Annotated in this window: 23 protein-coding genes; 19 read left to right on the top strand and 4 right to left on the bottom strand. The window is 68.4% G+C overall.

Annotated elements, in window-relative coordinates; all coding sequences use genetic code 11:
• Window positions 1-382: 382 nt before the first annotated feature.
• The 13 genes from J7E96_RS29580 to J7E96_RS29520 all read left to right on the top strand — a co-directional run bounded on the left by J7E96_RS29580 (window position 383) and on the right by J7E96_RS29520 (window position 12,415).
• Window positions 383-1,312: a hypothetical protein gene (locus J7E96_RS29580; protein ID WP_215135673.1), complete on the top strand. Its 930-nt coding sequence runs from the start codon at window positions 383-385 to the stop codon at window positions 1,310-1,312.
• 138 nt (window positions 1,313-1,450) lie between these two features.
• A complete protein-coding gene (gene cpaB / locus J7E96_RS29575) occupies window positions 1,451-2,158 on the top strand; it encodes a Flp pilus assembly protein CpaB (RefSeq protein WP_215135671.1) in 708 nt (235 codons plus the stop codon).
• 10 nt (window positions 2,159-2,168) lie between these two features.
• Complete coding sequence (locus J7E96_RS29570; RefSeq protein ID WP_215135669.1) at window positions 2,169-3,806, top strand: AAA family ATPase; 1,638 nt, start codon at window positions 2,169-2,171, stop codon at window positions 3,804-3,806.
• Between the two features lie 3 nt (window positions 3,807-3,809).
• Complete coding sequence (locus tag J7E96_RS29565) at window positions 3,810-4,223, top strand: TadE family protein (RefSeq protein ID WP_215135667.1); 414 nt, start codon at window positions 3,810-3,812, stop codon at window positions 4,221-4,223.
• 54 nt (window positions 4,224-4,277) lie between these two features.
• The gene (locus J7E96_RS29560; RefSeq protein ID WP_215135665.1) at window positions 4,278-5,654 is read left to right on the top strand and encodes a CpaF family protein; all 1,377 of its coding nucleotides are present in this window, start codon (window positions 4,278-4,280) and stop codon (window positions 5,652-5,654) included.
• Between the two features lie 8 nt (window positions 5,655-5,662).
• Window positions 5,663-6,598: a type II secretion system F family protein gene (locus tag J7E96_RS29555; RefSeq protein ID WP_215135663.1), complete on the top strand. Its 936-nt coding sequence runs from the start codon at window positions 5,663-5,665 to the stop codon at window positions 6,596-6,598.
• A 29-nt stretch (window positions 6,599-6,627) separates the two neighbouring features.
• Window positions 6,628-7,515 carry a DUF5936 domain-containing protein gene (locus J7E96_RS29550; protein ID WP_215135661.1) on the top strand — a complete coding sequence of 296 codons (888 nt, stop codon included), beginning with the start codon at window positions 6,628-6,630 and terminating at the stop codon, window positions 7,513-7,515.
• Window positions 7,516-7,520: 5 nt separating this feature from the next.
• Entirely contained in the window at window positions 7,521-8,960 is a 1,440-nt protein-coding gene (locus J7E96_RS29545) for a sensor histidine kinase (RefSeq protein ID WP_215135659.1), read from the top strand.
• 83 nt (window positions 8,961-9,043) lie between these two features.
• Window positions 9,044-10,138, top strand: coding sequence for a response regulator transcription factor (locus J7E96_RS29540; RefSeq protein ID WP_215135657.1), 1,095 nt, complete (start codon window positions 9,044-9,046; stop codon window positions 10,136-10,138).
• A gap of 152 nt (window positions 10,139-10,290) precedes the next feature.
• Window positions 10,291-10,527: a hypothetical protein gene (locus J7E96_RS29535; protein ID WP_215135678.1), complete on the top strand. Its 237-nt coding sequence runs from the start codon at window positions 10,291-10,293 to the stop codon at window positions 10,525-10,527.
• Window positions 10,524-11,126, top strand: coding sequence for a pilus assembly protein TadG-related protein (locus tag J7E96_RS29530; protein WP_308296189.1), 603 nt, complete (start codon window positions 10,524-10,526; stop codon window positions 11,124-11,126). The genes J7E96_RS29535 and J7E96_RS29530 overlap by 4 nt, the downstream gene beginning before the upstream one ends.
• Entirely contained in the window at window positions 11,095-11,760 is a 666-nt protein-coding gene (locus J7E96_RS29525; protein ID WP_308296188.1) for a hypothetical protein, read from the top strand. Before J7E96_RS29530 ends, J7E96_RS29525 begins: the two co-directional genes overlap by 32 nt.
• Window positions 11,761-11,764: 4 nt before the next feature.
• On the top strand, window positions 11,765-12,415 hold the full coding sequence (locus J7E96_RS29520; protein WP_215135655.1) for an OmpA family protein: 651 nt from the start codon (window positions 11,765-11,767) through the stop codon (window positions 12,413-12,415).
• Window positions 12,416-12,542: 127 nt separating this feature from the next.
• On the opposite strand, the gene J7E96_RS29515 is transcribed toward J7E96_RS29520, so the two are convergent.
• A complete protein-coding gene (locus J7E96_RS29515; protein ID WP_214969734.1) occupies window positions 12,543-12,734 on the bottom strand; it encodes a hypothetical protein in 192 nt (63 codons plus the stop codon).
• 12 nt (window positions 12,735-12,746) lie between these two features.
• Window positions 12,747-13,598, bottom strand: a complete 852-nt coding sequence (locus tag J7E96_RS29510) for a helix-turn-helix transcriptional regulator (protein WP_215135653.1) — start codon at window positions 13,596-13,598, stop codon at window positions 12,747-12,749.
• A gap of 280 nt (window positions 13,599-13,878) precedes the next feature.
• On the opposite strand from J7E96_RS29510, the gene J7E96_RS29505 reads away from it, so the two are divergent.
• Entirely contained in the window at window positions 13,879-14,394 is a 516-nt protein-coding gene (locus tag J7E96_RS29505; protein ID WP_215135651.1) for an ATP-binding protein, read from the top strand.
• 87 nt (window positions 14,395-14,481) lie between these two features.
• On the opposite strand, the gene J7E96_RS29500 is transcribed toward J7E96_RS29505, so the two are convergent.
• A complete protein-coding gene (locus J7E96_RS29500) occupies window positions 14,482-15,372 on the bottom strand; it encodes a hypothetical protein (protein ID WP_215135649.1) in 891 nt (296 codons plus the stop codon).
• 108 nt (window positions 15,373-15,480) lie between these two features.
• Window positions 15,481-15,954 (bottom strand): nuclear transport factor 2 family protein, encoded by a 474-nt coding sequence (locus tag J7E96_RS29495; protein ID WP_215135647.1) that lies wholly within the window; start codon window positions 15,952-15,954, stop codon window positions 15,481-15,483.
• 92 nt (window positions 15,955-16,046) lie between these two features.
• Here J7E96_RS29495 and J7E96_RS29490 point away from each other — a divergent pair, with 92 nt between their 5' ends.
• From J7E96_RS29490 to J7E96_RS29470, 5 genes are all read left to right on the top strand, one after another.
• The gene (locus J7E96_RS29490; RefSeq protein WP_215135645.1) at window positions 16,047-16,643 is read left to right on the top strand and encodes a PadR family transcriptional regulator; all 597 of its coding nucleotides are present in this window, start codon (window positions 16,047-16,049) and stop codon (window positions 16,641-16,643) included.
• A complete protein-coding gene (locus tag J7E96_RS29485) occupies window positions 16,630-17,514 on the top strand; it encodes an SGNH/GDSL hydrolase family protein (RefSeq protein WP_215135642.1) in 885 nt (294 codons plus the stop codon). The genes J7E96_RS29490 and J7E96_RS29485 overlap by 14 nt, the downstream gene beginning before the upstream one ends.
• 418 nt (window positions 17,515-17,932) lie before the next feature.
• Window positions 17,933-18,721 carry a hypothetical protein gene (locus J7E96_RS29480; protein WP_215135640.1) on the top strand — a complete coding sequence of 263 codons (789 nt, stop codon included), beginning with the start codon at window positions 17,933-17,935 and terminating at the stop codon, window positions 18,719-18,721.
• Window positions 18,722-18,792: 71 nt separating this feature from the next.
• Entirely contained in the window at window positions 18,793-20,400 is a 1,608-nt protein-coding gene (locus tag J7E96_RS29475) for a Hint domain-containing protein (protein ID WP_215135638.1), read from the top strand.
• A gap of 20 nt (window positions 20,401-20,420) precedes the next feature.
• The gene (locus J7E96_RS29470; protein ID WP_215135636.1) at window positions 20,421-20,792 is read left to right on the top strand and encodes a hypothetical protein; all 372 of its coding nucleotides are present in this window, start codon (window positions 20,421-20,423) and stop codon (window positions 20,790-20,792) included.
• The last annotated feature ends 89 nt before the right edge of the window (window positions 20,793-20,881 follow it).

Genomic DNA, 20,881 nt, shown 5'->3' with positions numbered 1-20,881 from the left:
CCTAGAGCTCATGCGCCCCACTCACTGAGCCCGCCGCCCGGCAACGGTGAACGGCCAATCGCCGGGCCTTTCCCGTGGGCTCCCCCCGGCGGGCCTCCGACGCCACACTTACATGTGGCGGCCCCCATCGCAGACGCGATCAACGCTCCAGGACACGCTGGTTGCCGGTCAGGCCTTTGGGACGGGGGCGGGGGCGCGCGGGCGCACGGGCTCTTCCGTTCCGCTCCCCTTCACCCCGGGGAGCCGTAGGGCCCGTATGAGAAAAAGGAAAAGTGTTCTCCGCCACGTAGGCCGTGGATAAAGTGCTGGTGCAGCACGACGGAGCAGTATCGATCTGCGGGCGCCGGGAGCAGCGGCGTACGGAGTGAACGGGGAAACCAACGTGCCGACCGCGATCGCAGTCACCAGCGCCGACTTGGTGTTGCCGCCCACCGATCAGCAGACTCCCACCGCCGCCCTGCTCCAGGCCCCGGACGCTCAGCCCCTCGAGGCCGCGCTCGTCGACATGAACGTCATGCTCGAACGGTACGGGTACGTCGTCGCCCTCTACCCCGCCTCCATTCCCACCGCCCACGAACGCCGCCTCCACACCATCCGCTCGATGCTCGAAACCGACCGGCTTGCCCTGCTGAAGCTCGATCTGCCGCCCCTCGCAGTCGCCGTACTCGTGCGTCAGCTGCGGCAGTTGTCGATCTGCGACTTCAGCGCCGGCGTCGTCGCCTCGGCGGCCAGGTTGCTGTCCCACTACATCTACGCGGGCGCGCTGCTCAACTCCGTCACGAAACTCGACCGGGTTCCCGTCAGCCTGAAAGCGCACGCGAAGTCCTGGGTGCCGGGCTCGCAGTTCGGTGTACTTGCCAATCCGAACCCGCAGCTGATCAAAATTGGCTCCGCGACCGGGACCGCGACCGCGATCGCCACCACCGGCGCCATCGCCACCACCACCGGCGCAGCCGCCGGGCTGCGTGGGCCGGAATTCGCCACCCAACTACTCGTCGGAAAAGGGAATCTGACCTCCGACTGGGTCACCGGGACCCTCGCCCCCGCCTGGCAGGTCTCCGGCGTACAGGAGACCGGACTGCCCGCCGACTCCCCCCGCTGGTGGGGCACGGCGAAGATGATCGAGTTCGCCGCCTTTCTGCCGGACATTTCCGTGCTCTACCAACTGGTCGCGTCCGTACGGCGGGAGAAGTGCCACTGGTGCGGTATCGAACTCATCGGTGACCGCTGCGGCTTCTGCTCAGCCCCACTCACACCACCACCCGAGAACCAATCCCGCGCGGTCGGTGTCTTGAACCATGGGTCGCCCTAGCACCGGGCGGGGCACCATATCCCTGCATCCCTCAAACAGCACAACCAAACAGCACAACTGTTCATGTACGTGCAGCACCACCGTGCTCAATGTCCATTGACCGTCCGACGACGTTCCTGATCGAGGTAGCCCGTCTCCATGAATTCACGTCAGCGCCGCGGCGTCATTCTGCTGCTCCTGTCGGTTCTCTGCGCCTTCGGGGCGTTCGCCGGCGTGCTCTCCGTGATCAGTGATGTGAACTCCAAGGTGGGCCCGGAAGTCGCGGCGTACCGGCTCAAGAGCGACGTGGCGCCGTACAAACAGCTCGACGCCGGCCAGTTCGAGAAGATCTCGATGCCGAAGCGGTGGCTTTCCGCCAATGCCGTGACCGACATTTCCGAGGTACGCGGCAAGATCGCCGTGACCCAGCTCCAGAAGGGCTCCCTTCTCCAGAGCGACATGATCGTGAAGAAACCCGAGCTGGGCTCCGGGGAGCAGGAAATCGCGATCATGATTGACGCGGCGACCGGGGTGGCGGGCAAGATCAATCCCGGTTCGAGTGTGAATATCTATGCCACTTTCGAGGGTGAGGACGAAGGGCAGCCGAACAAGTCCCAGGTCATCGTCTCCGGCGCCCGCGTCCTCGACGTAGGCAAGATCACGGCACTTGAGCCCGGCAAGAACGACCGCAGCCGCCGCGCCACCGACGCCGTACCGATCACGTTCGCTCTCAACACGCTCGATGCCCAGCGCGTGGCGTACGCAGAGTCCTTCGCCGAGCATGTGCGCCTGGCCCTCGTGGCCGACGGCAGCGACACCACCATCTCGCCGCGCGACCGTGAGTACACCCTCGACGGGGACAAGTGAGGACCGGCGTATGACGACTCGTATCCTCCCGGCGGTCGGCGATCCTGATGCCGCCCGCGCCATCACGACCCTCCTCAGCCAGCTCCCCGACGCGGAACCGGCCCCTCCCGTCACCGACTCGACCTCACTCCTCGACACCCTCGCGCGGCTGGCGGGCGAATCGCTCGACGAGCTGCCCGAGGTGGTCCTCGTGCATGAGCGGATCGGGCCGGTGCCGGCGCTGGAGCTGATCCGGGAGGTGGCTCTGCGCTTCCCGGCGGTCGGCGTCGTCCTCGTCACCGCCGACACCGGGCCCGCGCTCTTCACGTCCGCCATGGACTCCGGCGCGCGCGGTCTGGTCGGACTGCCGCTCGGTTACGAGGAGCTGGCGGCCCGCGTGCAGGGCGCCGCCTCCTGGTCCACGGGCGTACGCCGCCACCTCGGCACGGGGCCGGACGTCTTCACGGGACCTGGCGGCACGGTGGTGACGGTGACCGGCGCGAAGGGCGGCACCGGGGCCACGGTCGTCGCCGTACAGCTCGCACTGGCGGCGAAGGCTTCGGGGCGTACGGTCGCGCTGGTGGACCTGGACCTCCAGTCCGGGGACGTGGCGTCGTACCTCGACGTGCAGTTCCGACGCTCGATCGTCGACCTGGCCGGCATCGCCGACATCTCGCCGCGCGTACTCCAGGACGCGGTCTTCTCCCACCCCACGGGCGTCAGCCTGGTGCTGGCACCCGCCGAGGGGGAGCGCGGCGAGGAGGTCACCGACCGGGTGGCGCGACAGGTGGTGAGCGCGCTCCGCAACCGTTACGAGGTCGTGGTCGTCGACTGCGGTACGCAGATGAACAGCGCGAACGCGGCCGCCGTCGAGATGGCCGACCAGGCGCTGCTCGTCGTCACACCGGACGTGGTGGCGGTACGGGCGGCCAAGCGCATGGTGCGGATGTGGGACCGGCTGCAGATCCGCAAGGCGGAGGAGACGACCACCGTCGTCAACCGGCACAACCGGAACACGGAGATCCAGCCGCCGCTGGTCGAGCGGATCACGGGAACGAAGGTGGCGCGGGCCGCGATCCCGGCCAACTTCAAGGAACTCCAGGCGGTGACGGACGCCGGCCGCATGCAGGACCTGGACAGCCGGAGCACGGTCAAGCAGGCGCTGTGGTCGCTCGCCGGCGAACTGGGGCTGGTGAAGCCGGCGGCGGGCGGGGGAGGCAAGGGCGGCGGCAAGCTGCTCCGGAGCGACCGGGGAGCGATCGGGCTCCGGGGGAGGGGCAAGGAACGGGACCGGGACCGGGACCGGGGTGCGGTGACCGTGGAGCTGGCCGGCATGGCTCCTCTCATCCTCTTCGTGATGATCGCGATGTGGCAGGCGGTGCTGTTCGGCTACACCTTCTCGCTGGCGGGCAACGCGGCGGACGAGGGCGCGCGGGCGGCTACGGCGGCCGCGACGAGTGGTGGCGGCACGCAGGCGGCATGCGTGGCCGCGGCCACGGAACACCTGCCGTCGTCGTGGCAGGACGATGCCGGGGACATCAGCTGCGCGCAGGAAGGAAACCTGTGGAAGGCGCACGTCGAACTCAATACGCCCATCCTGTTCCCCGGGGCCGGCAGCTTCCCGTGGGACGTGACCGGCAGCGCGGGCGCTGCGCTGGAGGGGGACTGACCAATGAGACTTTTACGCCGTCGGCTCAGTTGCCGGATCAGTTGCCGGATCAACCGCCACGACCGTGACCGAGGTGCGGCCATCCTCGAGTTCGCGGGCTTCCTGCCCGTCCTGCTGCTGGTCGCCATGGCCTGCATCCAGCTCGGCATCGTCGGTTACGCCGCCTCCCAGGCGGGCACCGCGGCGCGGGCCGCGGCTCGTACACAGGCACAGGAGGAGCTGTACGGCCAGGGTGAGGCGACCGGCAAGGCGGCGATGAGCGACTGGCTGGCCGAGGGGACGGACATCGACTTGATCAACGGCGACTCCCTCACCGCCACAGCCAAGGTGTCCATCCCCTCGGTCGTCCCCGGCATCGACAACTTCGGCGAGGTCGAGCGCTCGGTGACGATGCCCGCCGACCAGGAAGAGCCGTAACCGACGACAACACGTCCGTACGAAAGGTCCGCACGAGCGCGAGGAGTTACGCACATGAGTCTGCGGGCACGCATCACCGCCCCCGACGAGCACGCGGGTGGACGGGAGGACGGCCACCTGGTCGCCACCTACCGCACCAAGCTGCTCGAAGAGATCGACCTCGCGGAGATGTCCTCGCTCGCGGCGGCCGAGCGGCGGGCCCGGCTGGAGCGCGTACTCGCCCACATCATCAGCCGCGAGGGCCCCGTCCTCTCCACCGCCGAGCGCTCCCAGCTCATCCGCCGGGTCGTCGACGAGGCGCTCGGACTCGGCGTACTCGAACCGCTCCTCGAAGACGCGTCCATCACCGAGATCATGGTGAACGGCCCCGACTCGATCTTCGTCGAGCGGGCCGGCCGGGTCGAGCAGCTCCCCATGCGCTTCGCGTCCAACGAGCAGCTGATGCAGACGATCGAGCGCATCGTCTCGACCGTCAACCGCCGCGTCGACGAGTCGAATCCGATGGTCGACGCCCGCCTGCCGTCCGGCGAGCGCGTCAACGTGATCATTCCGCCGCTGTCCCTGACCGGCCCCACCCTCACGATCCGCCGCTTCCCGCGCGCGTACCGTCTCCAGGAGCTGATCAGCCTCGGAACGCTCGACGAGCAGATGCTGATGCTGCTGTCGGCCCTGGTCCGCGCCCGCTTCAACGTCATCGTGTCCGGCGGTACCGGCTCCGGGAAAACCACGCTCCTCAACGCGCTCTCCGGCCTCATCCCCGACCACGAGCGCATCATCACGGTCGAGGACGCAGCCGAACTCCAGCTCCAGCAGGCGCACGTCATCCGCCTGGAGACCCGCCCGCCCAACGTCGAGGGCAAGGGCCAGATCACGATCCGCGACCTCGTACGCAACTCCCTGCGCATGCGCCCCGACCGCGTCATCGTCGGTGAGGTACGCGGCGGCGAGACGCTCGACATGCTCCAGGCGATGTCGACCGGTCACGACGGCTCGCTCGCCACCGTGCACTCCAACAGCGCCGAGGACGCGCTGATGCGCCTGCAGACCCTCGGCTCGATGTCGGAGGTCGAGATCCCCTTCGAAGCGCTGAGGGACCAGATCAACAGCGCCATCGACGTCATTGTCCAGCTGTCGCGCATGGCCGACGGCTCTCGCAAGATCAGCGAGATCGCGATCCTGGTGTCCCACGGCCGCGAGCGGTTCAAGATCGCCACCGTCTCGCGCTTCGTCGCCCAGCCGATGAGCGCGGACCGTATCGTCCACGGCCGGTTCGAACACCTCGGGCTGCCCCGCCGCATCGCGGACCGGCTCCACCTCGCGAACGAGCCGATCCCGCCCGGCTTCGGCGTCGTATCGGAACTCGATGATCCGCTCAGTTCGGCTGACCGGCTTGATCCGCTTGATCCGCTCTACGTCCGAGAGGTCCAGTAGGTACTGCCATGAACAATCCCGCAATGCTGGCGATCGGCAGCACGCTGCTCTGCGGCGCCCTGGCTGTCGCCGGGCTGCACACCTACGTCTCGGGCAAGGCCCACCGTGCCGCCCTCGTGGAGCGCCTGGCCATCACGGGCCCGCACGCCGTGGGCCGGCAGCGGCGCTTCATGGGGGTCGACCGGCGGCTGCGGAAAACGGCGCTCGGCAAGAAGATCCACGTACGGCTGTCGGCCACCGGACTCGACCTGACCGCAGGCGAGTTCTTCGTCTACCTGATGATCGGCGTGGCCGCCCTGTGGCTGATCGCCTCCTCGGTACTGGCGCCCTTCTTCGGCCCCGTCGCCGCTCTCGTCGCCCTGTGGGGCGGCAGCGCGTTCCTCAACTGGCAGCGGCAGAAGCGCATCGAGGCCTTCATCAACCAGCTCCCCGACCTGTCCCGGATACTCGCCAACGCGACCGCTGCCGGACTGGCCCTCCGTACGGCGCTGAGCATGGCGGCCGAGGAGCTGGAAGCTCCGGCGGGCGAGGAGCTGGCGGGGGTCGCGAACCAGCTGGCGGTCGGGCGGTCCATCGACGACGCCCTGGGGGAGCTGGCCGAACGCCTGCCGTCGCGCGAGCTCGTTGTCCTGGTCACGACTCTGGTGCTCTCCAACCGGGCGGGCGGCACGGTCGTCGGCTCGCTGCGCAACCTCACCGAGACGCTGGAGGAACGCAAGGAGACGCGACGCGAGGTCCGCACGATGCTGGCCGAGGTCAATGCGACCGCGTACACGATCCCACTTCTCGGCCTCGGCGCGATGATCATGCTCAACTCCGTCACCCCCGGCTCCATGGAACGGATGACCGGCAGCCCGGCCGGCCAGATCATCGTGGTCGTGGCCATAGGTCTCTACGCACTCGGCTTCATCGTGATGCGCCGCCTAGGCAAGATCGACGTCTGAAATTCTCATTCTCTGAGGAGGTATCCGCCATGGGACTACTTCTCGCGCTGGTGGTCGGTCTGAGCGTCGCGGGCGTCTTTCAGGGCATCAGGATGTACCGCGCTGAAGCCAAGATCCCCGGAGACCTGGCCGTCGCCCTGGAGATCGGCGCGTCGCGCGTCTCGGGTACGGAGTCGGCCGTCGACCGCCTGGGCATGCGCTTCGCGCCGGGTGTGCTCCGCGTCATGGGGCCGAGGCTGGTCGACAAGAAGCGCCGCAAGATCGACATGGCGGGGAACCCTGGCGGCCTCACCATTGACCGGTACGCCGCACGCCGAGCCGTATACGGCCTGTTCGGCGGCTTCTCGGCCCTCGTACTGCTCCTGAAGGATCTGCCGCTCTTCGGTGTTTTCTGCATCGCGTACGGGTGGCTCGCGGCGGACGTCACCATCTGGCAGGCCATCCGCGAACGCAAGGACGTCATCGAGCGGACGCTGCCCGACTTCCTCGATGTCCTCGCCGTCGTCGTCAGCGCGGGCCTCGGGTTCCGGCAGGCGCTGGACCGCGTCTCGGAGAAGTACGAAGGCCCGTGGGCCGACGAACTCCGCATCACCCTGCGCCAGATGGACATGGGCGTGAGCCGGCGCCAGGCCTTCGACGAGCTGCGCAGACGCAACGAATCCGAACAGGTCTCCCAGTTCGTCACGGCGCTCCAGCAGGGCGAGGAACTCGGCGCGCCCATCGCCGACACCCTGATCCAGATCGCCAACGACATGCGCCGCACCGATGCCCAGAACTCCCGCCGCCGCGCCGCGAAAGCGATCCCCAAGACGACGGTCGTCACGCTCGCCTTCATGGTCCCGGCCACGCTGCTTCTCATCGTGACCAACATGTTCCTGGGGTCGGAGACCGACTTCGGCTCGGTCTTCGGCGGCTGACGGCCATGGCGACGCTTCCCACGATCCGGCTCCGGCTCGGGATCCGGCCCGGCCTCAGTGGCGGGACAGTTCAGGGCGGCGTGGCCGCTCCGGAAGTGGCCCCCGCGTCCGCCCTCGCCGATGACGTACCCGCCCCCAGCATCCCGATCCAGATCAACGCCCTCCAGGCGCTGTGCCGCCAGGTCTTCGGCTTCCGCCTCGCCATGATCGCGCTGGGCGCGCCCTTCGCGCTCGCCAGGGCCGGGGGGCAGTTCGGCGGCTGGCTGGTTGGGGGTGCGGTCGTCTTCAGCTTCGTGGGGTCGTACGCGATGCTCCGGGACTGGGAGGTGTTCGGCCCCCTGCTCATCAAGTACCGCACGCTGATGGGCGTAGACCTGATCTTCGGCTCCGTCCTGCTGCTCACGGCCTCCCCCGACTCCGCCCTCGGCTACGCCACCGTTTGTACGCCGCTCCTCGCGGGCCTGCTGTACGGCTGGCGGGGAGCGGGCATCTTCACCGCGATCCAGATCCTCCTGCTGGCGGCGGCCTACTCGGCGTGGGCGGAACGGATGGCGAGCCCGGCCAGCACGCTGCTGATCAGCGGTTTCTGTGTGGCGGCGGGAATTATCGGCGTGACGTTACGCAACTTGATGTTCCGTTTCGGTGCCGCCACCCAGGCACTGTCCGAGGCCAACGCCCGGCTCGCGGTCACGGACGCGGTGGAAGGCGAGCGTGCCCGCCTGGCCCGCGAGATGCACGACTCGGTCGCCAAGACCCTGCACGGCGTCGCGATGGCGGCGGAGGGACTGGCGCAGTCCGCCGACCGCATGGACCCGCTGACCGTCAAGCACCAGGCGGGCATGGTCGCGCGCTCGGCGCGGCGGGCGGCGGCGGAGTCCCGCGAGATCCTGTCCGACCTGCGCAGGCAGGCGGACTACGACACCGGGGGAGTGGTGGTCGCCGACGAACTGGCGGCGCGGCTGGCCGACTTCGGGCAGCGCACGGGCATCGAGACGGCCTTCCACATGGTGGGCGGTTCTGCTGCTGCTTCGCCGTCGCCTGTGCCGACCGTTCCGCACGCGGTCGCGCGCCACCTGCTGACGATCGCCACGGAGGCCATGGAGAACAGCCACCGCCACGCCCACGCCTCTCGCGTCACGGTGGAGTTCGGCCTGGTCGGCGGAGTGCTGCGCATCAGCGTGCTCGACGACGGCCGGGGCCTGCCCGCCGGCATCAGCCTCGACGACCTCCGCAGGGCCGGCCACTTCGGCCTGGTGGGGATGGTCGAGCGAGCGGCCGGTATCGGCGCTCGCATCAGCATCGGACGGGGCCGCAGCGCGGGCACGGAAGTACGCCTGGAACTCCCGGCGGCGGCACTGGCGCCGCCGCGCGCCACCGGCCCGCAATCGCTCCCGCCGTTGCCGGCGCTGCCACCGCTTCCGTCACCGATGCAACTCTCGAACTGAACCGCCGATCCGCCGTCCGCCGTCCACCGTCCACCATCCACCGTCCACCGTCCCCGCTCACTCCCGCGAGAGGAGGCCGCACCATGCCGGACGAAAGCTCGTACAGCTCCGGGCCCAACCAGTCCGTGTCGTCGCCGTCCCACGTGTCCCAGCACACGTCGTCGCACACGGTCGAACCCTGCTCGGAACACACCCCCGCCGGGGTCCGCGTTCCCCCGCCGGCGGCGGCATTCCACGATCCGTCCCCCTTCGACAGTGCCGACCCCTTCGGCCCGCCGAGCGTCCTGCGCGTAGTCATCGCCGACGACAATCCGGTCGTACGGGCAGGCCTCACCGCCCTGCTCGGCAGCCGCGACGACGTCGAGGTCGTCGCGGAGACGGCCGACGGCCGCCAGGCCCTGGCAGCAGCCCAGCAATACCGGCCGGATGTCGTGCTGCTGGATGTCCGGATGCCGGGCGTCGACGGCATCTCCGCGCTGCCGTACCTGGTCCAGGTGGCGCCGGTGATGATGCTGACGTACAGCCGCGAGAGCGAGATCGTGCACGAGGCGTTGCGGCTGGGCGCGGGCGGCTACTTGGTGCACGGCGAGTTCACCGCCGAGCAGTTGGTCGGCGCCGTACGCGACATCAAGGAGGGCCGCGCCCACTTCACGGCCTCGGCCCAGGACGCGCTGCTGGCCCATATGCGAGGCGGGGGCGGCGCTGCCCCGGCCGGGGCAGGACAGCTCCCGGAGGGGCTCGGCACGGTGTACGCCACGGGTCGGCCGTACACGGGCGCGAGCCGGATCCCTGGCCACGCGGCGGCACACGATGCGACTGCACATGCTCCGCGAGAGACCAATGATGGGCCAGACGTCTCGGATTCGGTTCGAGTGCGAGAAAACTCTTCGCAGGTGCAATCGGGCATGGCACAGTATTCAACTGACCGGCAGCAGGATCAGCGGACCCAGCGGCCACGCAATGTCCAGGACTTCGGGCTGAGTGCGAGGGAGGTGGAGGTCATGGACCTGATCGCGTCAGGCATGAGCAACCAGCAGATCGCCGCCACCTGCTTCATCAGCGAGAAGACCGTCAAGAACCACATCAACCGCATCTTCGCGAAACTTCACAGCGCGACCAGGAGCGAAGCGATCGCCCTGTGGCTGGGATCGGCGAGGGGGACGACGAGTCATGGCTGAGCGCACGACGACAGCTGCGCTGCCGAGGGCCCAAGTCGCCCTTTGGGCCCAGGGTTGGGCCCACGGACCCTCTGGTGAAACCCCTGCTCCGACGTACGTTTCTCGTGTCGAAGGCGAGACGCACACGTCGGCCCAACTCGGAGGGGTACCCCATGTCGAAGAACCTCACGCTCAAGACCGCCACGAAGGCCCAGCTCGCGATCACCAACTGGCGGAACACGGTCGTGTCGCGCATGCAGAAGCGAGCGGACGAGGGCGCGAGCGTCGTGGAGTACGCGGGCTTGGTCGTGGTGATCGCGCTGATCGTGGTGGCGGTTCGGGAACTGGACCTGGACCAGACGATCTCGGAGGCGATCAGCGACGCAGTGGACGACATCACCGGCGGATGATGCTGGGCAGGCTTCGGCAGGACCGAGGGCAGACCCTCCCCATATACGTTGTGTGGGTGGGGGGTCTGCTCTTTCTTGCGTTCGCGTACTTTGCTTTTGCTCAGGCAGCTGTTGCCCGCAATGGCGGTCAATCGGCCGCTGATGCGGCCGCGCTCGCGGGTGCTCAGGAAATACGGGACGAGCTGACCGATGGCTTCATCGATTCCTTCCATACACCGGACGAACTAGCCGCCTGGCTCAACGGCGAGAAGTTCGACGGCACTGGTGGTGAGGCTTCCGCAGCGCAGCTAGCCAGCGAGAACGATTCGGAACTCGTGGATTTCGATGTGGACATAGACGGACCGTCGTTCACAGCGGACATTGAGACGTACTTCACGGTGGGCGACTCGGTGATTCCCGGGACGGAGAACACTCGTGCCAAGGCCGATGCCACCGCCGTGGTCGAGCCTCGCTGCGAGATCACGCCCAACAGTGATCCGGCAAAGCTCATCGAGCTCGACTGTGAGGACAGTGTTCAGTGGGAGATTGATCCCAAGGACTTCGTTGAAGCCGACTTGCCTTACCCGAATGACCTGTTCTCTGTTCATCTGGCCGAGTGACGAGCGAAGTAAAGAGAAGGAAGAGCTACTGATGAGCATGCGGCACACCATGAAGGCCCGAAGGGCACTGACCGCAGCGGCGATCACGACTGGCTTGGTCCTCACGGTGGCCGGTTGTGGCGGGGACGGCGGTGAAAAGCCCGATGTGGCCTCCTCTTCGAGTCCGACCGACCAGGGCAAGGGAACCAAGGGGAAGCCGAAGGACGAGGAGCCTAAAGCCCCAGAGGAATCGGTCTTGGCTGAAGTGAAGGGGGGTGCGGACAATACCACCCTTACGATCAATACCGCCGTACGAGACGAAGGGGGATTTCTTACCGTCAGCGGATGGGTGAAGAACGGAAAGGGCGGGAGCTGGAATCCGACCCCTTGGAGGGGAGAGGAGAAGGAGTTGTCTGGTAACTCTGCCTCCATGGCAGGCGCCTCGCTTGTGGACCGATCGGGAAAGAAGAAGTACCTCATCCTGCGGGACACTGATGGGCGCTGCCTTTGCACTCAGTTCAGCGGTGCATTCAAGGATGGGGAGGAGCAGACCTGGTTCGCCCAGTTCCCCGCTCCGCCGGCTGAGGCTACGAAGGTAGACTTTCAGATCGCCGACATGCCCGTGGCGACCATCGAGATCTCCGACGGTGAGTGACACCATGTCCTTCACTCATATCCGAAGCCGCCCAGCGCATCTCGCCACTGCCACTATTGCGATGGCGGTACTTGTTACAGGTCTGACCATCACAAGTGCGCAAGCCGAGCCTTCGCCCAGCGTGCCCCCGGGCAGCACCACAACATCGCCGCCCCCCGACGTCGACTCCAACTCACCAGGTCTCAAACTGGGCGACGGAGCGACCCTCGCCCCCGCCCGCGTAATCGACATCAAGTCCGTCGTCGAAGACCTCGGCGGCGAGGAGCGGCGTGAGGACACCAACTCCGACGTGAAGTTCGCGCTTCAGGCCGAGGTGCTCTTCGGCAAGGACAGCGCGAAGCTCAACTCCGAGGCCGCATCCCGTATCAAGTCCATCGCGGACGAGATCATCGCCCAGAAGGCCACCAAGATCCGGGTCTTCGGATTCACCGACGACCTCGGCTCGTACGAGCACGGCAAGGTGCTGTCCAAGAAGCGCGCGGACGCCGTGCAGCAGGAGCTGAACAAGTCTCTCGACTCGACCATCACGTTCGAGATCCGCGGGTACAGCGAGGACTATCCGATCGCCGACAACGACTCGGAAGAAGGCCGCAAGAAGAACCGCCGGGTCGAAGTCTCCTTCCCGCGCGGCGAAGCCTCCGGCAGCCAGAGCTGACGCCCGTCACCGGCCGGGTCCCAGGGCGCTCAGTCCCCTGCGGCCCGGCCTTCGCTCGTACACCATCCCTGCTGAGCCGTCGCCCGTCGCAGACGGCGGCACGACCCACCACCCCGGCGCGGTCGAATCAGAGCAGGTGGTCGGCCTTGCCGGCCTTGATGTCCCGGATCAGGTTCCGCAGAGCGTCTTGGCTGTCGGTGAGGTAACGGTCCTCCTCGCCGAGGACGGCGATGAAGGCATTTCCTTCGTTGTCGGTTCCTATGCGGAAGCAGGAGTTGCCTTCGCCGCAGAACGCGTCTTCCCAGTTGATCTCAGTCATCGGTTCATCCCCTCAGAGTTGGCGCGCGATGTTGTGGATGAAGTCTCGCGAGCCCTCGGGCGACAGCGCGATTCCCTCCATCCAGTCCAGGTGGGCCCGGTACTTCGCCAATTGAGCTTCGGCGTATAGGAAATCCGGGCCATGCGAGTTGTCGATCTGGACGGTGTCGAGTTGCGGCACCGGCCCTTCCGCGTAGAGCACTGTCTGCCCGGCGCCCGGGAAGGCGCCCGCCTCGAACGGGAGGACAAGCAGGGTTACGTTCTCCTGCTCCGACCTCCGCAGTAGGTGGTGGAGCTGGGTCCGCGCCACGCTCGGGCCGCCGAACTGCATTCGTAGGGCAGCCTCGTGGACGATCGCCACGAACCCGGGCGGATTTTCGCCGCCCAGGACTTGTTGGCGCTCCACGCGATGGGCGAGCCGGAGGGCGATCTCGTGTTCGAGGAGATGAGGGATCACAACTCGGAAGACGGCGAGTGCGTGGTCCGAGGTCTGGAGCAGCCCCGGGATGTGCATCGAGCATGCGGCTCGCATTCGTACTGCGTACGCCTCCAACTCGGCAATGTCCAAGAGGCCTTGTGGGAGCAAACCTCGATACCGTTCCCACCAGCCGCGCCTGCTGGGCTGGGCCATCTCGACCAGGGCGTCGACAAGAGCCTCGTCCGTGCAGTCACAGTTGCAGGCCAATGTGCGCAGGCGATCGGCGCTGATGGCTCGTGCGCCTGACTCGATATTGGAGATCTTGCCCCGGTCGACGCCGAGCAGTCCGGCTGCGAACTCGGCTGAGACGTCCGCTGACGTGCGCATCTTGCGAAGCTCGCTACCCAGTCGCTTCTGGCGTTCCGTTGGGGACGTCCTCGCTGCCATGCCGTTCCCTTCCGCGTGCGGTCGTGTGCAGTCTGCCGCGTACGCGTGCGAGTGAGCCACGAAAGGGCGCATTTTCCGCGACGGAGGGGCAAATTAACCCTGGCGCGCTCTACATTGAGTAACGCACCGCTCACGCAAATGAGTTGGAAGTGCATCACGCGGTCCTGCCCGCACTCTCCTTCCCTGGGAGGGGCGGTCCCGCGTCAGGGAGACAAGCCACTGCTCACCGCACCCGTGGGCCACTCGTGCTCGCCTCGCCGTCTGGACAAAGGAGTCCCCAGTGTCGCCGACCCTTCGCACCGCGCTCTGCCCCGTCGCCCCATCAGCCACCGCCGCGCTCCACCGTGCGCCGCGCCCGCCCCGCCCCTCCAGCCTCGCGTACAGCCTGACCATCCCCGGCGAACCGCACTGCGCGGCCATCGCCCGTACCGCCGTACGGTCCGCCCTGCGCGCGCACCACCTGGCCCCGTACGCCGACATCGCCGTACTCGCGGCCAGTGAACTCATCGCAACGGCGGCAAAGCTGACACCCGGGGAGGATCTGTACCTCTCCCTCCGTTACCGCAATGCCACCCTCCGCCTCGTCCTCTGGGACCAGCACCCCCGTCACAAGGACCCGGACGCGATCACCCTTTGCGCGGAGCGCCGTAGGCGCTCCCTGTGGCTGCTCGCGGCCCTCGTCGACGACTGCGGCGGCGACTGGGGCTCCGCCGAGGCTCACCCACCGCACCGGGGCACCAAGTCCTGGGCCGTACTGCCGTGCAGGGGGCTGGAAGCCCCCGTACCGCGCCGGTGAATGACCCTCCCCCTCCTACCCGCCAGACGCCCTTGGCCGGGGTGTCTGGCGGGGTCGGAGGGAGGGGGGCCGGGGGAGCGACGGACGTCAGACGAGCTGCTGACGAATGGTGGCCAGCATGCCCTCGGGCCGATGGAAGACCTCGACGGCGGTGAAACGGAGGATGATGCGGACCTCGGGGCAGGCGGCGAGGTCGTTGAAGCGCTGGATGTCCCGTTGGTGGGCATCGCGCGTGCCGTGGAACGCGTACCCCTCGATCTCCACGACCACCCCCTCCCGGCGGAAGAGGAAGTCCGGACGGCACAGCCGCCCGCTCGGGGTCCTCAGCTCAACCTGGGATTCCGGATGTAGCCCCCCGTCGACCATCCGCAGCCGGGCGATGGTCTCGGCCGGCGACCCGCAGCGGCGATCGGCCAATGCCAGCCACCCACGACCCCGCGCCGTCCCGGTACGCGAACCCCGCAACTCAACGGCGAGTCGGCCCTCGTCCGTCAGGGGCGGTACGCGCCGCCCACGGACCGTCCGCCAGGTGAGCGCGGAGTCCACCGCGACCAGTGCTTCGTCCCGGGGTCCGTCCCGGAGCAGATCGCCGAGCGTGCGGACGACGGTCGTCACCCGCAGCCCCCGCACCGTAACCACCTCGTGCGACTGGAGCGGAAGGTGGTGGACGCGGGCGGACGCGGGTCGGCTCACCCGTCGCGGAGCGGTCAGCTCCACGTCGGTCCGGAGCAGTTCGATGCCGTGCACGGCCGCCGCCGATCGATGGCTGACCACCCGCTCCGGACCGGTCAGCTGGAGGGCCAGGAGTCTCACCCCTTCATCGACCGCCCTGCCTGGCGCGCACCATGCTCCGTTGATGATCCGCGTCCACCCATCGGCTCGCAGCCGCCGGTTCAACAGCCGTTGCGGCCAGCCCGCGCCCCGAGCCCACGCCGTCAGCAGCACCCCACCCCGCGCCAGTTCCTCAAGTTCCCCCATCCCCAAACTCTCCCGTAACGCCCCGCTCCCCGCACCCCCTGTGGAAAACCCAATATGTGATGCTTTCGGACACTCCAAACCCCCAGGCGTATCGACGTCTTGTCCGAATCAATCACCCCGAGGCGCTGGTACGAGACCGTCGGCGACCAGCCCCGCAAGCACCGCCTCGCCCAGGGCGTGCACCGCCGACTGCGGGCGGACCATCACCGTGAACTCCTTGATCAGGCCCTCCTCGTCGAAGTGGAGTAGGTCGATGCCGTGGATCGCCTTTCCGTTCACGACGGTACGGAAGAGGAGGACGGCCGAGGGGGCCTCGCCGCCGTCCGCGCTCGTCTCCGCCGTGCCGTCGTACTCGCCGACGTAACGGAAGTCCTCGAAGGTGCGCAGCAGGACGCCGAAGAGCCCCATCACCATCGGTTTGCCCTCGAACGGCTGGAACTTCACCGGGCTGTAGAGGCGGATGTCGTCGGCGAACAGCTCCTCCAGCGCGCCGAGGTCCTCCTTCTCCACGGCGGCGCGGAAGCGTTCGGCGGTAGCGGTAGCGGTACCGGGAGCGGCCTCGGTCTCGGCCTCGGTCTCCATCTGTCGCTCACCCCTCCATACCCATCAATCTGACTAGTCACTTCCTTGAGTATGATGGGGGGACGGGTGACGAAATGGAAGGGGTCGCATCGATGGCCTTGCGACATGCCGTACTGGCCGCGCTGCTGGAAGGTGACGGCAGTGACGGTGACGGCCGGGGCGAGTACAGCGGGTATCAGCTGGCCAAGGCGTTCGACATCGGCGTTGCGAACTTCTGGCATGCCCTGCCCCAGCAGCTGTACGCCGAACTGGCCAAGCTGGAGAAGGAAGGCCTGGTCGCAGGCCGGCAAGTCGTCCAGGAGACGCGGCCCAACAAGCGCCTGTTCCGTGTCACCGAAGCCGGTCTCGCCGAGCTCGAAGCCTTCGCCGCCGCCGCGTCGAAACCCTCCTTCATCCGCGACGACCTGCTGGTCAAGGTCCAGGCCGCCGACTCCGTCGATACCGGCCCGCTGATCGAACAGCTTGAGGAGCGGGCGGCCGCCGCCGAGGCCAAGATCGAGCTCTTCGGCAAGATGCTCCGCAAAATGCGCGGCGGGCTGGACGAGAAGGAGTTCCTGCGCCAGGGCGAACGGATCGGCCCGTACCTCACCTGCTTGCGCGGTCTGGCGCTGGAGCAGGAGAACCGGGAGTGGGGTCTGCGCGTCGCGGCCGTCCTGCGCGAGAGGCGGGCATCCCATGTCGAGCGATGAGCAGCCCGAGCCGTCCGGTACGTCGGTGCCGTACGCGCGTTACGTCGCCCTGGGCGACAGTCAGACCGAAGGTCTCGGCGACGGCGGCGACGTCACCGGCCTGCGAGGCTGGGCGGACCGCCTCGCCGAACACCTCGTGGCTGCCAACCCCCGCCTTGAGTACGCCAATCTGGCCGTACGCGGACGCCTCGCGGGCCAGGTTCGCGCCGAGCAGCTGGCGCCCGCCCTGGCCATGCGCCCCGACCTGGTGACGGTGGTCGCCGGGGTGAACGACCTGATGCGGCCCAAGTTCGACGTCGTCGAGGTGGTCGGTCATCTGGAGGCGATGTTCGCCGCCTTCGCCGCCACCGGGGCCCGCGTGGTGACGGTCACCTTCCCCGACATGGGGCAGGTCGTGCCGCTGGCCCGGCCGTTGCGGCCCCGCGTGTACGCCCTCAACGCGGGCATCCGCGCGGCAGCTGCCCGCCACGGCGTCGCCGTCGTCGAAACCGCCGACCACGCCTTCGCCGTCGACCCGCGCGTCTGGACCACGGACCGCCTCCACCTCAGCCCCCTCGGCCACGAACGGTTCGCCGCCGCAGCCCACGCCGCCCTGCGCCCCGGCGCCGACGACGCGTGGACACACGCCCTGCCCCCGCAACCCGCCCTCGCCGGGTGGCGGGCCGCGAACGCCGAACTCCGCTGGGCCACCGCCCACCTCGGCCCCTGGCTGGGCCGCCGCCTGCGCGGCCGTTCCTCCGGCGACGGGCGCACGGCCAAGCGGCCGCAGCTGGTGGCTGTGGGTGCGGTGGGGCTGCCGGTGCGTCCGCCGGTGCGTCCGCCGGAATCTCCAGCCGTACGTCCGGGGCCGCCGGCCGGGGAAGCGACGTAATAGCGCAGGGTGGGTGGCGGCGGGGGTGGGGCAGACGATGTCCAGGACCGCCTTGCCGTGGAGCCGGCGTTCGAGCAGGGCGCCGATGGCGTCCGCGGCCTTCTCCCAGCTGCCGCGCCACGAGATCTGCGGGTCGAGCTCACCGGCCGCGACGCGGTGCGCGAGCCACGTCAGGTCCGGGGGCGAGACCGGTGCAGGCAGGCAGGGAGAAGGTGACGATCGAGCGGTCGTGGCGCCCCTGGTCCCCCGCAGGGAGCGCCGTGCTCAGTGCGCGCTCCAGGACTCGGCTGCCCTCCTCGCCTGCGTGCCGGCCCGCGTGGTCTGTTGGTCCATTTAGGTCCGTGGGCCCGGGCGCGTGTGGCCTTTTCGTTGTTACCGTGCGTGCGTTCAGTGGTGTACTCACGGGGAGCGGTGAGGCGTGAAGGTACGTTCGGCACGTTCAGTACGTTCGATACGTTCGCCACGACAGGCGGCTACAGCGGCCGCCGCAGCGGCAGTTCTCAGCCTCACGGCGGCGTGCGGCGGGGCATCGTCCGATGCCGGCGACAAGAGCGGTGGTCGCGCCGAGGCGAAACCTGCCGCCTCGGCTACCGCCTCGGCCGCCGCCGACAAGCGCGTCAGCAGTACCGGCGAGACCCTCGGCGAAGGCGAGTTGAAGAAGGTCGCTCTGGTGAGTGGCGACGTACCGGACTTCGCCGTTACGTCCCTACAGGGCGGCGACGAAACCGGTACCGAGCGCGCCGAGCAGCCCGAGTGCCAGCCGCTCGCCGCCGTCATCAACGGAGCCCCCGAGCCCACCCCGTCCGCCGCCGTCCACCGCACGCTCACGGACGAGTCGGAGGAGGGCAACGACGACCAGACGGTCGTCACCGAGATCCTCACCTCGTACCCCGAGGGGCGCGCGATGCAGGTGCTCCGAGGCGTCAAGAACGCCGTCGGAGCATGCGCCGGCGGTTTCAAGACCACGGGTGGCGACGGTCCCTCCACCTACACCGAGGTAAAGGAACTCCCGGCGCCCAAGGCCGGACAGGAAGCCCTCGCCTACCAGGTCACCGGGTCCTTCGAGGGCACAAAGGTGCCGCTCGTCTTCCAGCTCGTACGCACCGGATCGACGGTCGTCATCTTCTACGCCGCCAACTTCATCGACGCGAAGACCCCCGAAATCCCCGCAGGGCTCGCCACGGCCCAGGCAGCGAAGCTGCCATGACCCGGATTTGAGCCCGCGTTGGGCCCGTGGGCCCATGCCCCGTGAGCAGGGTCATCCGTACGGTCATGGGCATGGCACTCCACCTCGGTCGGCTCCGCAGAGGTCAACCACGTACTGACGCCCGCCTGTTGGGGCTGCGCAAGGCGCAGTCGGGGCAGACGACGCTGGAGTACGCGGGGCTGGTGCTGGTCGTCGCCGCCATCATCGGGGCGCTGGTCGCCACTGGGCTCGGGCAGACGATCTCCGAGCAGGTGGGCGCGGCGGTGTGCCGGGTCACCGGCGGCGGCGATTGCGGGGACGGTGGCGGCGGCAACCCGCAGGCGCGGGACGACGGCGGCGGCCAGGGCGACGACGAGCAGCCAGTGTCCGACGGCGATGGGGACGGCGACGCCGGCAGCACCAAGTCGCCCGAGCAGCTCGCGTACGAGAAGGCCCTCAAGGAGCTCCAGGACGCCAAGAACGCCGAGCAGAGCGACAGCGAGAAGGCCAAGCAGGCGGCAAAGGAACTCGGCAAGATCCTGGCCGAGGAACTCGGCATCACCGACGCCGTCGACTGCGTCACCAAGGGCGACGCCGGAGCCTGCACGGACACCCTCATCAACGTCCTGACCAGCCTGATCGGCGGAGCCGTCGGCAAGCTCGCGGCGAAGTACGGTGCGCCGTGGAAGTGGAAGAAGGCTGCCGAGCTCGTACGAAAGCTGAAGAAGCACGGCGACGACCTGTACGACGGCCTCACCGGCATGGTGAAGAACCGCAAGCGCGTCAAGGAAGCTCAGGACAAACTCGACGACGCCCAGCGCAAGCTGGACGAGAAGAAGCCCGACAAACCAGAGAAGCCCGACAACCGGCCCATCACCTGCGCCGCCGCACACAGCTTCCTGCCCGGCACCCCGGTGCTTCTCGCTGATGGCACCCGCATCCCCATCGAGACCGTACGCATCGGCGACCGCGTCACCGTTACCGATCCCGTCGGCGGGACCACGACCGCGCGCCGGGTCACGCACACCATCACCACGTACGACGACAAGAACTTCACCCGCCTGACCATCCGGACGCCGGCCGGGCTCCGGGCCGTGACCGCCACCGACACGCATCCCTTCTGGCTGAGCGGCACCGGCGCGCACCGCTGGGTCGATGCCGGCGACATCAGGCCCGGCGCGCAGCTCCGCGCGCCCGACGGCGCCGCCCTGCCCGTCACCGCAGTCGCGCACCACACCCGGCGGCAGACCACCCACGATCTCACCGTCGACGGAATCCACACCTACTACGTCGGTGTGGGTGGCCAGAACGTCCTCGTCCACAACAACGACTGCGTGGACAAGGAACTCCTGGACGAAATGAAGGAGACGGGCGTCAAGTTCGATCCCGAGAAGGTCATCAGGGCCGAGCGCGACGCCGATGGGAAGATCGTGTTCCTGGAGGAAGGCAACTCGCGGGCCGGCCTCAAGCACATCATCGAAGAGCACGCGGATGATTTCGAGCGGAGCGGAATCGCCCGGGAGGACATTCCCGACCTCGTAATGCAGGCCGCGACCAAGGGTAAGAAGGTCGGCACGCAGGGCAAGGGAGACGGGCGGCCCATCTACGAGGTCGAGTTCAAGGGCCAGAAGCGGAGGGTGGCGGTGACGGTCGGAGGCAACGGCTTCGTCGTCGGCGCCAACCCCAAGAGCGCGGGTTAGCGGGACGGACAGGTGACGGTGTGAGAGCAGGAGCAGGGGCAGGAGCAGGGGCAGGGGCAGTCGTACGGCAGGTGCGGCTGGCCGCGGACTACGACTGCCATCCGGTGTGGGTTCGCGGCAGCGACGGCGTCAACGACAACGTCGCGCCCGGCGAACTGCCGGTCGACCAGGGCCTCGCGGAGGACCTGGAGCGCTGGGGCGACGCGTATGACGCCACGCTGAACCGTGACGACCCGATGGCGTCCGGCTTCCCGGACCCGCGGGAAGAGGCGGCGTTCGCCGAGCGGGGGGAGGAACTGGCGCGGGAGCTGGCGCGGCAGCTCGGGGTGGGTTGGCGGGTCACGTATTACGATCCGCGCCTGGCGCGGGATGTCCCGTACGGACCCGAGTAGCTGGGGGGAGCCGCCGGGGGACAGGACTGCAGCACGCGGCATCTCAAGCGCCGCAGGCACCCGCACCCCGCCCACCCGCACCCCCGCCC

Origin of the sequence: Streptomyces sp. ISL-96, assembly GCF_018614035.1 — a bacterium.
Classification (GTDB): domain Bacteria; phylum Actinomycetota; class Actinomycetes; order Streptomycetales; family Streptomycetaceae; genus Streptomyces.
Note: the sequence above shows the minus strand (reverse complement) of the source record. Positions and strands in the feature narration are given on the sequence as shown.

Coding starts and splice junctions, on each gene's coding strand:
- cpaB (WP_215135671.1), top strand. CDS start 1,451: ATGAATTCACGTCAGCGCCGCGGCGTCATTCTGCTGCTCCTGTCGGTT.
- J7E96_RS29570 (WP_215135669.1), top strand. CDS start 2,169: ATGACGACTCGTATCCTCCCGGCGGTCGGCGATCCTGATGCCGCCCGC.
- J7E96_RS29565 (WP_215135667.1), top strand. CDS start 3,810: ATGAGACTTTTACGCCGTCGGCTCAGTTGCCGGATCAGTTGCCGGATC.
- J7E96_RS29560 (WP_215135665.1), top strand. CDS start 4,278: ATGAGTCTGCGGGCACGCATCACCGCCCCCGACGAGCACGCGGGTGGA.
- J7E96_RS29555 (WP_215135663.1), top strand. CDS start 5,663: ATGAACAATCCCGCAATGCTGGCGATCGGCAGCACGCTGCTCTGCGGC.
- J7E96_RS29550 (WP_215135661.1), top strand. CDS start 6,628: ATGGGACTACTTCTCGCGCTGGTGGTCGGTCTGAGCGTCGCGGGCGTC.
- J7E96_RS29545 (WP_215135659.1), top strand. CDS start 7,521: ATGGCGACGCTTCCCACGATCCGGCTCCGGCTCGGGATCCGGCCCGGC.
- J7E96_RS29540 (WP_215135657.1), top strand. CDS start 9,044: ATGCCGGACGAAAGCTCGTACAGCTCCGGGCCCAACCAGTCCGTGTCG.
- J7E96_RS29535 (WP_215135678.1), top strand. CDS start 10,291: ATGTCGAAGAACCTCACGCTCAAGACCGCCACGAAGGCCCAGCTCGCG.
- J7E96_RS29530 (WP_308296189.1), top strand. CDS start 10,524: ATGATGCTGGGCAGGCTTCGGCAGGACCGAGGGCAGACCCTCCCCATA.
- J7E96_RS29525 (WP_308296188.1), top strand. CDS start 11,095: ATGACCTGTTCTCTGTTCATCTGGCCGAGTGACGAGCGAAGTAAAGAG.
- J7E96_RS29520 (WP_215135655.1), top strand. CDS start 11,765: ATGTCCTTCACTCATATCCGAAGCCGCCCAGCGCATCTCGCCACTGCC.
- J7E96_RS29515 (WP_214969734.1), bottom strand. CDS start 12,734: ATGACTGAGATCAACTGGGAAGACGCGTTCTGCGGCGAAGGCAACTCC.
- J7E96_RS29510 (WP_215135653.1), bottom strand. CDS start 13,598: ATGGCAGCGAGGACGTCCCCAACGGAACGCCAGAAGCGACTGGGTAGC.
- J7E96_RS29500 (WP_215135649.1), bottom strand. CDS start 15,372: ATGGGGGAACTTGAGGAACTGGCGCGGGGTGGGGTGCTGCTGACGGCG.
- J7E96_RS29495 (WP_215135647.1), bottom strand. CDS start 15,954: ATGGAGACCGAGGCCGAGACCGAGGCCGCTCCCGGTACCGCTACCGCT.
- J7E96_RS29490 (WP_215135645.1), top strand. CDS start 16,047: ATGGCCTTGCGACATGCCGTACTGGCCGCGCTGCTGGAAGGTGACGGC.
- J7E96_RS29485 (WP_215135642.1), top strand. CDS start 16,630: ATGTCGAGCGATGAGCAGCCCGAGCCGTCCGGTACGTCGGTGCCGTAC.
- J7E96_RS29475 (WP_215135638.1), top strand. CDS start 18,793: ATGGCACTCCACCTCGGTCGGCTCCGCAGAGGTCAACCACGTACTGAC.